Below are 14,126 nucleotides of genomic sequence, written 5' to 3' on the forward strand. Positions count from 1 at the left end.
ATCTATTAAACGCCGGTAGGTGTTAGCGCTTATCGATGCAGTTTTGTAGCAGCTGCTGCCAAAAGTCGATGCCTTTGCGTCTTGCTAGTTTAATGTTGTGCTCTGGGATCGATTCGGGTTCATCGTAGCTGTCTAACGCTTCGCTCATGCTGGCTTCACGGATCAAATGCAGTGTTGGGTAAGGTGCACGATTCGTATAGTTTGCAGCGTCGCTGTCATCGCTATCAGCAAACACATAGTCAGGATGAAAGTTGGCTATTTGATACTTACCTTCATAGCCTTGCGCAGCTAAAAGCGCATTGGCTAAATCGACTAAATCTAAGAACTCTTCAAAATCCTTAAAGCCTTGCTCAAACATTAATAAAGTGGTTTCGCGCTCTGCTTGTTGGTCTAACGCGCTACATTGCTCAAGCATATCCATTACTGCATCATCAAGCGTAATAGACTGACTGATTTGATAATGAATGCAATTGCTTTCAACTTCTTTACGGGCAAACGGGCAGAAATTGTATTTTACGATTACGCTTGATACCCATTCGCGCATTTGTATTTCTGGGCGATTCATCGCTTGCTTTGAAGTCACATTATTTCTCTATTCTATTTTACTTTTCTATCGTACTTTTCTAAGTAAAGCTCAATTAAATTAACCGTTTTACTGATGGCGCCTTGATTGTTAGCAACGCATTTCGCAGCTTGTTGACCGAGCTTAATCGTCTTTTGTACATCAGTACTCAAAGCGATAAGTGTGTCAGCAAGGTGATTTTCATCGGTAACGGTTTTAGCTCCTTGAGCACTAATCAGCTCAGGATAAATATGGTCAAAGTTATAGGTATGAGGACCTGCTAATACGCCAACAGAAAACGCTGCTGACTCTAACGGATTATGGCCGCCTCGCTCGATTAAACTACCACCAACATAGCTGATGTTTGCCACACCATATAAGCATTGTAACTCACCTAACGTGTCAGCTAACACAACTTGTTGGTTGTTATAGTTATCTTCACTGCGACGGCTAAAGCTTAAATTTGAGCTTTTTAAAACTTCAGCGACTTTATCAAATTGCTCTGGGTGACGTGGAGCAATAATCAAAAGTGCGTGGGGTAACGCTTTTAACAGCTTTTCATGAGCAGTTAAAATAAGCTCATGTTCAACAGGGTGAGTGGAGCCTGCAACCCAGATAAAGCGCTCGTTGTTATACTGTTTTTTTAGTACTGCAACTTTATTTAATTGCTCTTCTGTAGGCGTGATATCAAATTTAATTGAGCCAAATACGCGTGCCTTTTCAGGTTTTAAACCAAGTTCAATAAAACGTTTGGCATCATTTTGATTATGACTAGCAAGATCGCTAATAGACTGCATTATCACCTTAGTTAAAGGCATTACCTTTTGGTAGCCTTGCTGTGATTTAGCTGAAAGTCGGGCATTTAAAACAAGTACTTTTGTGCCGTAATTCTTGCTTTGCGCCATAAGGTTTGGCCAAAGCTCAGTTTCTAAAATACACAGTACCTTTGGCTGGATTCGTTTTAAAAATCGATTGGTAGCGAAGAAAAAATCAATCGGTAAATAACTACAGCTAACCGCATCTTTAAAGTTATTTTTTATTTGCTCGCGACCTGTTGGGGTATTACAGGTTACTAAAATAGTAAGCGCTGGATTTTCTGATTGAACAGCCTTAATAAGCGGGGTTGCCGCTAACACTTCCCCTACAGAGGCACAATGAAAAACAACATCGTGATGAGATAAGTTCGAAAAGCCAAAGCGCTCAGCAAAATGCTCACGGTAACCCTTATTCTTTTTGCCACGTAAAACATACAGGTAAAAAACAACCAGTGGACTTAGTAGGTATAAAAGTAAAGAGTATAAAATGCGCGCCATAATTTTTAATATATAGAGTTTTAGGGTAGTTTAACGCTAATCGAGCTGTTGCCAATAGTTAGTCTACATATAACTGTAATTATCCAGTCGATATTCATAAAAGTACGATAAACTGAACACAAAGAAATAAATCTGTGGAATAATAACATTATTACTCCTGCCAAAGTTTGTTCCAAAGAGGGATATTCATGCCTGAATTAGATTCTGTAGCAGCAAGCTACTTAGAAAGTTTGAACCGCCATCAAATGTTATTTGAAACGATGGATACATATCACCCAGAAGTGATGCAATTACTTGAAGTATGTCACAGCGCTTTGCAAGCAGGTGGTAAGGTTATTTGGTTTGGTAATGGCGGTAGTGCGGCTGATGCACAGCATTTAGCTGCTGAGTTTGTCGTACGTTACAAATTGGAGCGCGGTCCGCTGGCTTCTATCGCATTAACAACAGACACCTCAATTTTAACCGCTCACAGTAACGACTATCACTTTGATACTGTATTTGAGCGCCAAGTGCAGGCGTTATGTAAACCTGAAGATTTGGTGATTGGCTTAACCACCTCAGGCACTAGTCCTAACATCAATCTTGCACTGGCAGCGGCAAATGAAATTGGCGCCTTTACAGTCGCATTAACAGGCCGAGATGGCGGTAAAGTAAAAGATATCGCTAAGCTACCTATTATCATTAAAAATGATGAAACAGCGCGTATCCAAGAGGCGCATATGTTCATCGGACATTGGCTATGCGAAGCCATCGATATGGTTGTAGCGGAGCAAAAGTAATGGATTTAGCGTTACTAAAAAACCTTTCAAAGGCACGTATTTTGGTCGTTGGTGATGTCATGCTAGATAGATATTGGCATGGCGATTCAGGACGTATTTCGCCTGAAGCCCCAGTACCTGTTGTTAAAGTCAGTAAATTTGAAGACAAAGCTGGTGGTGCAGCAAACGTAGCAAAAAATATTGCTCGTTTAGATGGTAGAGTGGGCCTACTAGGATTAGTTGGTGAAGATGAAAGTGGGCAAATCCTCGAAACAATTTTAAGTTCAGAGAAAATTGATTCGCAATTAGTGAGTGTTTGCGATTTACCGACAATTTCTAAAATGCGAGTAATCAGCCGTCATCAGCAAGTTGTTCGATTAGACCTTGAAGAGAGCTTTACTGAGCAACACAGCCAATTGTTATTAAACCGTTTAGAGCTGGTTTTAGATGACTACGATTTTGTGTTGTTTTCTGATTACAACAAAGGCTCTTTGAGCTTAATTCAACAAATGATTCAGGTTGCAAAGAAAGCGGGTAAAACGGTACTTATTGATCCTAAATCATCTGATTTAAGCTTATATCGTGGTGCTGATTACATAACCCCTAACTTAAACGAGTTTAAGCTTGCTGGTGGTTTGACGGACTCTGAGCAAAACTTGACTGACAGCGCACGTAAGCTAATTACTGAAGCGGGCATCGCTGCTATGTTGTTAACTCGCTCAGAGCAGGGTATGTCGTTAATCAGCCAAGCAGAAAAACATGATTTTGCGGCCCAGCAGCTTGAAGTCAGCGATGTTACTGGCGCCGGCGATACCGTAATTGCGACGCTTGCCGTGATGCTTGGTGCGGGTATGGCAGCAAAAGATGCGGTTGAAATTGCCAACCTTGCTGCCGGAATTGCGGTGAGTAAACTGGGTGCCGCAACCGTATCGCCAGAAGAGCTAAGCCGTAAGCTTGGTCAATATTTACAGCAAACTGGCGAGCATTACCAAACGCCGTTTGAAGATGTGCTTCAGCATATTGAGTTTGCTAAGCAAAATGGTGAAAAAATAGTTTTCACTAATGGCTGTTTTGACATTCTTCACGCAGGCCATGTGCGCTACCTAGCACAGGCTAAAGCACGAGGTGACAGGCTGGTTGTTGGCTTAAATAATGATGAATCAATCACTCGCTTGAAAGGTCCAGAAAGGCCGATTAATCCATTGGATGAACGTGCCATGGTATTAAGTGCATTGGCATCAGTTGACTGGGTTATTCCATTTGGCAGTATTGAAGAAAATGACACGCCAGCTAAGCTTATTGAGCAAATTAGCCCTGATGTACTAGTAAAAGGCGGCGATTATACCGTTGACCAAATTGCCGGTGCCGATCATGTATTACGCCATGGCGGCAAAGTCGAAGTACTTGAGTTTCTTAATGGTTGCTCAACATCAAACGTAATTAGCAAAATAAAAAGTTAATAAAAAAGCCAACATGTGTTGGCTTTTTTGATTCTAAAAGTTCATTTCATATTTCATAAATGCGGAGGTTTCAGTGTCTGATTCCTCCATTGATTTATTCTTAGCAGCCAGAGCACCGAAAGAGATTCTTCCTTGTAATGCTAACATTCTGTAGCGCAGTTCTAGTTGTGTACTATCAATGGCATTTTTAGTGATTGTATGCCCTAAATCTGGGTTGCTAGGGTAAAGATCTACATTGTCGTTGTTGTAATCAACTTGGCGCAGTTTAACCTGCCAATCGTTGCCATTTCTATGTTGCCCAAGCACTGTGAGTACAAGGGACTCTGTGTCGTTATCAAATGTAGAACCAATCGTTCTTCCTTGATAGCGATAACCTGAATTATATTTACCATGCTCGTAATAGCAGTTATATGAGATCACAGCACCAGGCACAGATTCATCACCAGAGCATGAAACTACAGTATCAATGTATTCAATGTTTACTTTGATATTTTGCTCTGCAAATGGAATTGTTGTCTCTACACCCGCTAAATACGCTCTGTCTGCGGGCTTAAAGTAGCTACTAGCATCTTCGCCAATCGTACTTACATAAATAGCGTACGGGTATGAATAGAGAGTATCTGACCAGCGTAAATCAATACCTGCCAGTTGGTTGCCTAATTTTGACTTCTCAGCTTCAGTACAGTCTTGCGATCCATCAGGGCAAGTACTTTTACCTGAAACCATATCAAAAAATTCTGAGATAGATTGTGGTTCACCATCCCCGCCCCATTGTGCAGACCAGCTTAGAGCAACCTCAAGTTGCTGAATTGGTCTAAAGTTCACTCGGCTACTCCAAAGTAGCGCATCAGGGACTGCTCGGGTAGATTCAAGCTTAGCCATTTGAGTTGTTAAGCTCCAAGGACCAATCCAACTCAACCAAGCTGATTCAAAAGCTGTGGCTTTTTCACGACTAATGCTGAAAGCTTGTAAAGGTTTACTATTCGCTGTGAGAATTAGACTGTTGTCAACACCTGGTCCCCAGAATTGTTCAACTGCACCTGCACGAAAGACCCAATTGCCAATTTTATAGGCAAGGTAACTATGGTCAAAAGTAATATCATCACAATCAGTAAGAGCTTGATGATCTTCAGCTATGTCTGATTGTTCCATGCCCTCTAGATAGCATTTTCGACCATCAGAACGATAATTAACTGCTAGTTTACCAGCTAAACTTTCACCTAAATAACTATAAGCGACGGTCGCTTCTGATTTTTGTGTGTTGGTGGCGCCAAAACTCGTGGCTGGTAATGTATCTGTTGATAGAAAAACTTCAGTATGGAAATTGTGCTGCTCGGTATTTTCGGCTTTATATCTGTGCTTTACACGAAGTAAAGCATCTTGAACAAAACTAGGTAATTGCTCTAGTGTGGTGTCATTTAATTCATCAATAAAGCTATTCCACATTAGCGGGTATGTCGTTACAGGAGCTTTAATCACTCCTGTATCCGCTAATAATTGAATGTCGGCTCGTAAGCCATAGTCGTCTGGTTTAACCCAAGGTTCAGCAGCTAGAGGTAGACTAAATGCGCTAGCAAGAGCGAATAATAAAAGTGTTTTTTTAGGCAATGCTTAATTCTCGGTTTGTTTTTTGGGACTAGAAGTCTACCAACCCTACATGATGATTGCAGTAAATAATTCACAACGAGCAATTCGTCTAGGTATCGTAAAAGGAACTCAATTTGATGTATAATTTGGCAAATTTTATAATTTAAAGTGTAATGGAAAAAAAACGCCTTTTATTTATCCCCGTGTCATCATCTGAAGGAATAGGTGAATACATGCGTTCGTTATCATTTGCTCATTATTTAAATGAGTGTTTTCCCGATCGTTTAGACATCCACTTTTTATTAAATAAACATACAAATTACGCTTTTGATTGCCCATTTGATACAACACTCATAGAGCAATCAGCGACAAAAGAAACGCGTAAAGTTAATCAATTAATTGAAGCATTTAAGCCTAACTTGGTTGTTTTTGATTGTGCGGGTAGAGCAGCCCAAATGAAAACAGCAAAGCGTGCAGGGGCTAAAGTGGTGTTTATTTCACAGCATAATAAAAAAAGAGCGAAAGGCTTAAAGCTAAATCGTTTAAATTTAATAGATAAACATTGGGTTGCGCAACCTGATTATTGTATTGAAAAAATAAGCTTCAGTGAGCGATTAAAGCTTAAGCTCTTTCCTCTGTCACCTCCGGTAAATGTGGGTCCTTTTTTCTCGCAGTCATCAAGTACTGACACGTATCAATTGTTAGCTCAATTTAACCTTACTAATGAAGGTTATTTTTTAGTAAATGCAGGATCAGGTGGGCACGGTGAAAAAACACAGCTATTTGCTGATATTTTTTATCAAGCAGCCAAGAAAATAGCTGCTGAAACAGGCTTGAAAGGTATCGTTGTTTTTGGTTCTAACTACCCAAACGATCTACCTAAAGATGATGCCCTGATCATCTTAAAAAGTTTACATGCAAGTAAATTTGTTGGTGTATTAGCACATGCTAATTTTGCAGTGTTATCAGCGGGGGACAGTTTATTACAAGCTATTTCACTCAAAGTCCCCACTGTTGCTGCAGCAATTTCCAAGGACCAACCGAAACGTTTGCAAAACTGTGTGGACAGTAACTTAACTTTAGCGGCAGACCCAACGTTAGACAGTTTAAGTGACGCTGTTAAACGATTACTGGAACCAGCAACTTATCAAGCAACTAAAAACGTTTTGGCGAAAATAAAACCGCATAATGCCAAGAAAGAAATGCTGCAAGGTGTGTCTGAGTTATTGTTTGGGATTTCTAAATGAAGGTTGCCATAGTTATTGATTCTTTGGTTGGCGGTGGGGCTGAGAAAGTGATGCTGACGCTGGCTGGCGAGCTTTTGGCTCAACAACATGAAGTTGTCATTCTTAGTTTAGCGAACTCGATTGAATATACCTTATCATCACAGCTGCATGTTGAATGTTTGTTTGACCATAAGGCAAAAAAAGTTGATAGATTCTGGCAACTAAAAAAAAGCGTACAACATATCGAAAACTGGTTTGCACAATACCAATCTAAAAACGGGGAATTTGATCTCGTTCTATCAAATCTAGATCGTAGTAATAATTTGCTAATTTGCAGTACTATTAAACATGTTTTCTATGTCATTCATAACTCAATTACGGCTGAGTTAAATAGACAAAAGAAACTTGGACCATTTGCTTATCATTATTTACTGAAGAGTAAAAAGCGCTTGTCAGGGCAAAATTTAATTTGTGTTTCTAAAGGTATTGAAAGTGAAATTAAACAGCAAAAGTTTATTAGTCCCCGCAGTATCACAACAATTTTTAACCCGTTCAATATTCAAAGCATAGTCAAAAAAGCGAGTGAAGCTGAGTTAGGATTGCCAAGTGAGCCTTACATTATTCACGTTGGTCGTTTAGCAAAACAAAAAAGACATGATGTTTTATTTTCAGCATTTGCTAATTTAAATACATCCCATAAGCTTGTTTTATTATGTAATAAAGTTAATAAAGCCGCCAAACTTGGTCGCCAGCATGGTATTGAAGATAGGCTTATTTTGCCAGGCTTTCAGCAAAACCCATATGCTTGGATTAAAGGCGCTGATGCTTTGGTACTGAGTTCAGATTATGAAGGATTACCTACTGTTCTCATTGAGGCGCTCATACTGGGTACGCCAGTTGTAAGCACCGATTGTACTCATGGACCAAAAGAAATCTTAACGGGTAGTTTAGCCAAGTATTTAGTCCCTACAAATAACCCTGGGGCTTTAACTCAAGCTATTGAGTCTGTGTTAAACGATAAGCCAGAGGTTGTTGATGCAGAAATACTATCAAAAATACCATCAACAAAAGTTGCTGAAAGTTATTTAGCATTGGCCCAAAATCGATAATTAGTTCAGCAATGCTTGGTAGTCACACACCAGTGACTGCCAATCACTTTGTTGCCAATGTATCACTTCATTACGGCCTTGCTCTTTCGCAAATGAACGGGCAAGGCGTTTGATATTCTCTGATTGCCAGCTAGCGTGTGGTTGTTTGATTTCACCGCGGTCAAAGTCGATGATAAACACCTTACCTGTATCATCGAACAAGATGTTATTGATGTTTAAATCTGCGTGATAGACGCCATGATTGTGAAACTCGCTGAGAGTCACTGCTATCGCTTTTAGCTCAGACTGGCTAAGTGGGCGCGTGATTAAAATATCTAACACACTTTTTGCGCCTGTCACTGCCTCGGTAATGATATCGCCGCGATAGATTAAGCCGCGGGTGGTAATTTTTGCCGCAATGGGTGTCGGTACGTTTAGGCCAAGCTCAAGTAAGCGCATCATCAGTGTAAACTCTTTATAGACACGAGTTTGTTTTAAACCAACATATAGGTACTGATCGCTCAGTAACTTACCTACTAACCCACCGCGCCAATAGTGACGCAGAACGCCTGTAAGCTGTTGATGTTTAAAAAACCATGCTGTTGCGCGACCTTTTTTTGCGCCAACTATTTTATCTTGTTGTTGCCAATAATTGGCATCGAACCACTGTTGCGTGAGCTCATCTTTATAAGCTGGGTGACACAAAAGGGTGGTGTTTTGTAGATGCTGAGTTTCAAACATAACAACTTCAAGATTAAATAAAATTAGCGCTATCTTACCGTATTTTTAGCTTTTCGCATAAGTGCTTGCATTAGCATCAAGTTAATTTAAGATCGCATATTATTTGCTGTAGCTAAGGGCGCACGTGACTCAATCAACCTCCTATTCAGATATTTGTATTTTAAGGCTTTCGGCTATTGGTGATGTATGTCATGCCGTATCAGCAGTGCAAGCAATTCAAAAGGCACATCCGAAGGCAAAAATTACCTGGGTGATTGGTAAAGTTGAGGCCATGTTACTGGCTGATTTACCAGGCGTTGAGTTTGTTGTATTCGATAAAAAGCAGGGCAAACAGGCTTATCAGCAACTAAAAGATACTTTCAAGGGGCGTAAATTTGATGTGCTCTTACATATGCAAGTTGCACTCAGAGCGAATCTAGCAGCCCGTTGTATTCCGGCAAAGGTCAAAGTGGGGTTTGATTGGGCTCGCTCAAAAGAGTTACATAGCTTGTTTATTAATAAGCGGATTGCCTCGCAATCAGAGGCGCATGTATTAGAAGGCTTTAAAGGTTTTGCTCAAGCAATAGGGACCCCTGATTACAAACCTCAATGGCAAATGCCAATTACTGCACAGCACCAACAAGCAGCCGATGTGCTATTAGGCGATGAGCGTTTAGCCGGGCGTATTTTTGTTATCTCGCCTGCGGCAAGTAAAAAAGAGCGTAATTGGTTACCTGAGCGTTATGCTGCACTTGCTGAATATGCTCATCAAAAAGGCTTTTCGGTGGTTATTACTGGCGGCCCAACCCCTTTAGAGATTGAACTTGCCGAGCAAATTATCGCGCAGAGTTCGGCACCTGTGCTTAACTTAGTAGGGAAAACTCAACTAAAAGAACTGTTATGTGTTTTGAAACGTGCGGCGTTAGTGCTAGCTCCTGATACTGGGCCTGCGCATATGGCTGTAACGGTAGGAACACCTGTTATTGGTTTGTATGCCCACTCAAACCCAAAACGCACAGGGCCTTATTTATACCAAGATTATGTTGTTGAGGTTTATCACCAAAATTTACGTGAGCAAACAGGCAAAACAGCGCAAGAGCTACCTTGGGGAACACGCGTTAAAGGGGCTGATTTAATGGCGCAAATAAGTGTTGAAAAGGTGATTTCGATGTTTGACCACGTGGTAGATAAAGAGCAATTGTAATGAGCAAAGTTTTATTTTTAGACCGTGATGGTGTGGTCAATATTGATCATGGCTATGTATACAAACCTGAAGAGTTTGAATTTGTACCTGGTGTATTTGAGGCGTGCAAAGCCTTCTCTGATGCCGGTTATAAAATTGTGGTGGTAACTAACCAGTCAGGTATTGGCCGTGGTTATTATTCAGAGCAAGATTTTTACAACCTCACTGAGTGGATGAAGGGCGAATTTTTACGCCATAGCGTTACTATTCTTGATGTCTATTTTTGTCCGCATCATCCAAGCAAAGCAGAACCTGCCTATTTGCAAGAGTGTAATTGTCGCAAGCCTGCCCCGGGTATGCTTTTACAAGCCATTGATGAGCATCAAATCGATCCATCACAAAGTATTATGGTTGGCGATAAGCTTGGCGATCTTATTGCCGCTGAAAGAGCTAATATCGCGACCCGTGTTTTAGTTCGCTCAGGGCAAAGTTATGCCGAGTCAACAGAACAACACGCTGATGTGGTCTGCGAGTCTTTAGCTGAGTTACCTGCTTTAATTTTACAGTCTTAGCAGGTAAGACCAGTTTATTTCGCAACCCTTACGGTCTGCGACGAACTGCAAACAGTGCAATTGTTCGGCTAAGCTTTTACAATAGGCGCAAAATTTAATGTCATGCTAATCATTTCTGGTTAGATACAAGAATATGTGGAGATTACAGATGAGAGCATCTGCGTTTTTTAATCAGTTGCAGCAGCAAATTGATGAAGTGAAAGCTGAAGGCTTATACAAAAGCGAGCGTGTTATCACGTCACAGCAACAGGCTCAAATTGAAGTTGCCTCAGGTGATAAGGTCATTAACTTTTGTGCTAATAACTACCTTGGCTTAGCAAATAGCCCAGAGTTAATTAAAGCAGCTCAACAAGGCCTTGACGATCATGGTTTTGGTGTTGCGTCTGTACGCTTTATTTGTGGTACTCAAGATATTCATAAAACTTTAGAGCAAAAGATCTCTGAGTTCTTAGAAACCGAAGACACTATTCTTTACTCATCATGTTTTGATGCAAACGCAGGTTTATTTGAAACAATCTTAGGCCCAGATGATGCAATCATCTCAGACGCCCTAAACCATGCTTCGATCATTGATGGTGTGCGTCTTTGTAAAGCAAAGCGTTTCCGCTATGCAAATAACGACATGAGCGACCTTGAAAAGCAACTTATTGCTGCTGATGAAGCGGGTGCTAAAACTAAGCTAATCGCTACTGACGGTGTTTTCTCAATGGACGGCGTCATTTGTAACCTTGAAGCGGTTTGTGACCTAGCTGATAAATATGATGCATTAGTGATGGTTGATGACTCTCACGCGGTTGGTTTTGTTGGTGAAAATGGTAAAGGTACGCCAGAGTATTGTGGTGTACTTGACCGTGTTGATATCATCACAGGTACCCTTGGTAAAGCACTTGGTGGCGCATCAGGCGGTTACACTTCAGGTAAAAAAGAAATTGTTGAGTGGTTACGTCAACGCTCTCGTCCATACCTTTTCTCAAACTCACTTGCACCATCAATTGTTACTGCATCAATTAAAGTACTTGAGATGCTAAGCAATGGCGGCGAATTACGCGCTAAGCTTTGGGATAACGCAAAGTATTTCCGTGAACAAATGGAAGCAGCAGGATTTACCTGTGCAGGCAAAGACCACGCTATTATCCCTGTCATGTTAGGCGATGCTAAAGTTGCCTCAGCCATGGCTGACAAATTACTTGCTGAAGGTATTTACGTAACAGGTTTCTCATTCCCTGTAGTACCAAAAGGCCAAGCACGTATTCGTACGCAAATTTCTGCGGCGCATACAAAAGAGCAATTAGATACCGCTATTGCTGCCTTTACCCGTATTGGTAAAGAAATGGGTGTTATCTAATTTTATTTCCTAAACCGAAGCTTTTGCTTCGGTTTTGTTTAATTGAGTGTAAATCATGAAAGCATTATCTAAATTAAAAGCAGAACCAGGGATCTGGATGACTGATGCGCCAAAACCTGAAGTTGGCCATAACGATCTGCTTATTAAAATCCGCAAAACAGCAATTTGTGGAACAGATGTCCATATTTATAAATGGGATGAGTGGGCACAAAATACAATTCCTACGCCAATGGTTGTTGGTCACGAGTATGTAGGTGAAGTGGTTGATATGGGTCAGGAAGTACGTGGTTTCCAAGTGGGTGACCGTGTTTCTGGCGAAGGCCATATTACCTGTGGTCACTGTCGTAACTGTCGCGCTGGTCGTGTTCATTTATGTCGTAATACAACAGGCGTAGGTGTTAACCGCGAAGGTGCATTTGCTGAATACCTTGTGATCCCAGCTTTCAACGCATTTAAAATTCCAGATAACATTCCTGATGAACTAGCATCAATCTTTGACCCATTCGGTAATGCAGTACACACAGCGTTGTCGTTTGACTTAGTAGGTGAAGACGTATTAATCACAGGTGCTGGTCCTATTGGTATCATGGCTGCTGCTGTTGCCAAACATGTTGGTGCACGTCATGTGGTTATCACCGATGTAAACGAATACCGCTTAGATTTAGCACGTAAAATGGGCGCGACTCGTGCTGTAAACGTAGCAACTGAAAAGCTTGAAGATGTAATGAAAGAGCTTGGCATGACCGAAGGCTTTGATATTGGTCTTGAAATGTCAGGTGTGCCAGTTGCATTTAACAGCATGCTAAACAACATGAATCACGGCGGTAAAATTGCCATGTTAGGTATTCCACCTTCAGATATGGCGGTTGATTGGAACCAGGTTATTTTCAAAGGTCTAATTATTAAAGGTATTTACGGCCGTGAAATGTTTGAAACTTGGTATAAGATGGCGAGTCTAATTCAGTCAGGTCTTGATCTGAAACCAATTATCACTCACCAGTTCTCCGTGGATGACTTCCAAGCAGGCTTTGATACAATGATTTCAGGCCAATCAGGTAAAGTAATCCTCAACTGGGATTAATACCGAGTAATTTGATAAGGCGGCTTTGGCCGCCTTTTTAGTTTAGAGAGTACTATGTCGTATAAACATATTTCAGTGAGCGAAACATTTGCGCTGTTAGATAAAGAAGAGGTTGTGATTGCCGATATTCGCGATCCTAACTCATTTCAAACTGGGCATATCCCAGGCGCTGAGCATTTATCAAATGCTAATATCAGCGAATTTATGATGCATAAAGAGTTTGATCAGCCAATCATCATCGTTTGCTATCATGGTGTGAGTTCTCAAGGTGCTGCGAGCTATTTAGTAGAGCAGGGGTTTGAAGACGTATACAGCATGGATGGTGGCTTTACAGCTTGGCAAACGCAACTTCCGGAGCACATTGAACGATGATTGAGTTGGGTAGCATAAATAATCCTCGCGCCGCACAAGGCTTTATAGATTACATAAAAAGTAAGGGCTTACATGGAGAGCTGCGCTCGCAAGATGGACAAACTGTGATTATTTGTGTTGCACCAGAGCACTTTCATCAAGCTCAACCACTTTGGCAGGAGTTTGCTGCTAACCCTCATGACGAAAAATACCAACAAGCTTCATGGCAGGTAGGCAGTACACAATCGCCTCTGTCATATCAGGGGCAATCCCTCAATTTAAAAGCCCGCTTTAAGGCATTAAGCTGGCTAAACCGTACGGTTACTTTAGTCTCGATAGCTATATTTATTGCCTTCTTATTAGGTGGTTTTGAAACTATTTACAGTATGTTGCAGTTCAACCCTGCACAGCCACTAACTTGGTTTACACCTGCCATTGTGCATTTTAGCGCTATTCATCTTATTTTTAATTTGATCTGGTGGATGACGCTGGGTAACGATATAGAAAAACGCAGCGGTAAATTAACCTTAGTGGGTTTATTTTTAGTGACGGCATTCATTAGTAACTGGGCACAGTTTTTAGTTGTTGGGCCTAACTTTGGTGGTTTAAGCGGTGTTGTGTATGGCTTACTGGGTTTTTGTTGGATTTACAGCGTAATGAGGCCAACAGAGCCGCCACTAGTAAGTAATAGCATTGTTGGTTTTATGCTGGTATGGCTTATTCTAGGCTTTGTAGATATGTTGCCTGTGAGTATGGCGAACTGGGCGCATTTAGCGGGGCTATTGGCTGGTATGGCTTATGCCGTGTCAGACAAGCTGCTTTCACGCAAATAATCGCGTAAATAAAAATGGCGGCTTATGCCGCCATCTTACAATTAATG

General features: G+C 41.1%; 14 protein-coding genes. 10 read left to right on the forward strand and 4 right to left on the reverse strand.

Annotation, left to right across the window (positions count from 1 at the left end; all coding sequences use genetic code 11):
* Nucleotides 1–22: 22 nt before the first annotated feature.
* A complete protein-coding gene (locus L1D51_RS16145) occupies nt 23–565 on the reverse strand; it encodes a DUF1415 domain-containing protein (RefSeq protein ID WP_054561196.1) in 543 nt (180 codons plus the stop codon).
* Nucleotides 566–597: 32 nt separating this feature from the next.
* Nucleotides 598–1,875, reverse strand: a complete 1,278-nt coding sequence (gene waaA / locus L1D51_RS16150) for a lipid IV(A) 3-deoxy-D-manno-octulosonic acid transferase (RefSeq protein ID WP_239964187.1) — start codon at nt 1,873–1,875, stop codon at nt 598–600.
* A gap of 188 nt (nt 1,876–2,063) precedes the next feature.
* Between waaA and L1D51_RS16155 the strand changes: the two genes are divergently transcribed.
* Together L1D51_RS16155 and hldE are read left to right on the forward strand one after the other, a co-directional pair.
* A complete protein-coding gene (locus tag L1D51_RS16155) occupies nt 2,064–2,654 on the forward strand; it encodes a D-sedoheptulose-7-phosphate isomerase (protein WP_058585836.1) in 591 nt (196 codons plus the stop codon).
* The gene (gene hldE, locus L1D51_RS16160; RefSeq protein WP_239964188.1) at nt 2,654–4,093 is read left to right on the forward strand and encodes a bifunctional D-glycero-beta-D-manno-heptose-7-phosphate kinase/D-glycero-beta-D-manno-heptose 1-phosphate adenylyltransferase HldE; all 1,440 of its coding nucleotides are present in this window, start codon (nt 2,654–2,656) and stop codon (nt 4,091–4,093) included. Before L1D51_RS16155 ends, hldE begins: the two co-directional genes overlap by 1 nt.
* A 33-nt stretch (nt 4,094–4,126) precedes the next feature.
* On the opposite strand, the gene L1D51_RS16165 is transcribed toward hldE, so the two are convergent.
* On the reverse strand, nt 4,127–5,701 hold the full coding sequence (locus L1D51_RS16165; protein WP_239964189.1) for a capsule assembly Wzi family protein: 1,575 nt from the start codon (nt 5,699–5,701) through the stop codon (nt 4,127–4,129).
* 212 nt (nt 5,702–5,913) lie between these two features.
* On the opposite strand from L1D51_RS16165, the gene L1D51_RS16170 reads away from it, so the two are divergent.
* Together L1D51_RS16170 and L1D51_RS16175 are read left to right on the forward strand one after the other, a co-directional pair.
* Nucleotides 5,914–6,927, forward strand: a complete 1,014-nt coding sequence (locus L1D51_RS16170; protein WP_239964191.1) for a glycosyltransferase family 1 protein — start codon at nt 5,914–5,916, stop codon at nt 6,925–6,927.
* The gene (locus L1D51_RS16175; RefSeq protein WP_239964192.1) at nt 6,924–8,015 is read left to right on the forward strand and encodes a glycosyltransferase; all 1,092 of its coding nucleotides are present in this window, start codon (nt 6,924–6,926) and stop codon (nt 8,013–8,015) included. Before L1D51_RS16170 ends, L1D51_RS16175 begins: the two co-directional genes overlap by 4 nt.
* Here the strand turns inward: L1D51_RS16175 and L1D51_RS16180 are convergent, their stop codons facing one another.
* Nucleotides 8,016–8,735 (reverse strand): 3-deoxy-D-manno-octulosonic acid kinase, encoded by a 720-nt coding sequence (locus L1D51_RS16180; protein WP_239964194.1) that lies wholly within the window; start codon nt 8,733–8,735, stop codon nt 8,016–8,018.
* A 124-nt stretch (nt 8,736–8,859) separates the two neighbouring features.
* Here L1D51_RS16180 and L1D51_RS16185 point away from each other — a divergent pair, with 124 nt between their 5' ends.
* The 6 genes from L1D51_RS16185 (at nt 8,860) to glpG (ending at nt 14,079) form a co-directional block, all read left to right on the forward strand.
* The gene (locus tag L1D51_RS16185) at nt 8,860–9,918 is read left to right on the forward strand and encodes a glycosyltransferase family 9 protein (protein WP_239964196.1); all 1,059 of its coding nucleotides are present in this window, start codon (nt 8,860–8,862) and stop codon (nt 9,916–9,918) included.
* Complete coding sequence (gmhB, locus tag L1D51_RS16190; protein ID WP_239964197.1) at nt 9,918–10,469, forward strand: D-glycero-beta-D-manno-heptose 1,7-bisphosphate 7-phosphatase; 552 nt, start codon at nt 9,918–9,920, stop codon at nt 10,467–10,469. The genes L1D51_RS16185 and gmhB overlap by 1 nt, the downstream gene beginning before the upstream one ends.
* 148 nt (nt 10,470–10,617) lie before the next feature.
* Nucleotides 10,618–11,814, forward strand: a complete 1,197-nt coding sequence (locus tag L1D51_RS16195) for a glycine C-acetyltransferase (RefSeq protein WP_054560964.1) — start codon at nt 10,618–10,620, stop codon at nt 11,812–11,814.
* Between the two features lie 55 nt (nt 11,815–11,869).
* Nucleotides 11,870–12,895 carry an L-threonine 3-dehydrogenase gene (tdh, locus tag L1D51_RS16200; RefSeq protein ID WP_054551064.1) on the forward strand — a complete coding sequence of 342 codons (1,026 nt, stop codon included), beginning with the start codon at nt 11,870–11,872 and terminating at the stop codon, nt 12,893–12,895.
* Nucleotides 12,896–12,949: 54 nt separating this feature from the next.
* Complete coding sequence (gene glpE, locus L1D51_RS16205; RefSeq protein WP_054560963.1) at nt 12,950–13,267, forward strand: thiosulfate sulfurtransferase GlpE; 318 nt, start codon at nt 12,950–12,952, stop codon at nt 13,265–13,267.
* A complete protein-coding gene (gene glpG, locus L1D51_RS16210) occupies nt 13,264–14,079 on the forward strand; it encodes a rhomboid family intramembrane serine protease GlpG (protein ID WP_175078458.1) in 816 nt (271 codons plus the stop codon). Before glpE ends, glpG begins: the two co-directional genes overlap by 4 nt.
* The last annotated feature ends 47 nt before the right edge of the window (nt 14,080–14,126 follow it).

Origin of the sequence: Pseudoalteromonas shioyasakiensis, assembly GCF_022398475.1 — a bacterium.
GTDB lineage: Bacteria > Pseudomonadota > Gammaproteobacteria > Enterobacterales > Alteromonadaceae > Pseudoalteromonas.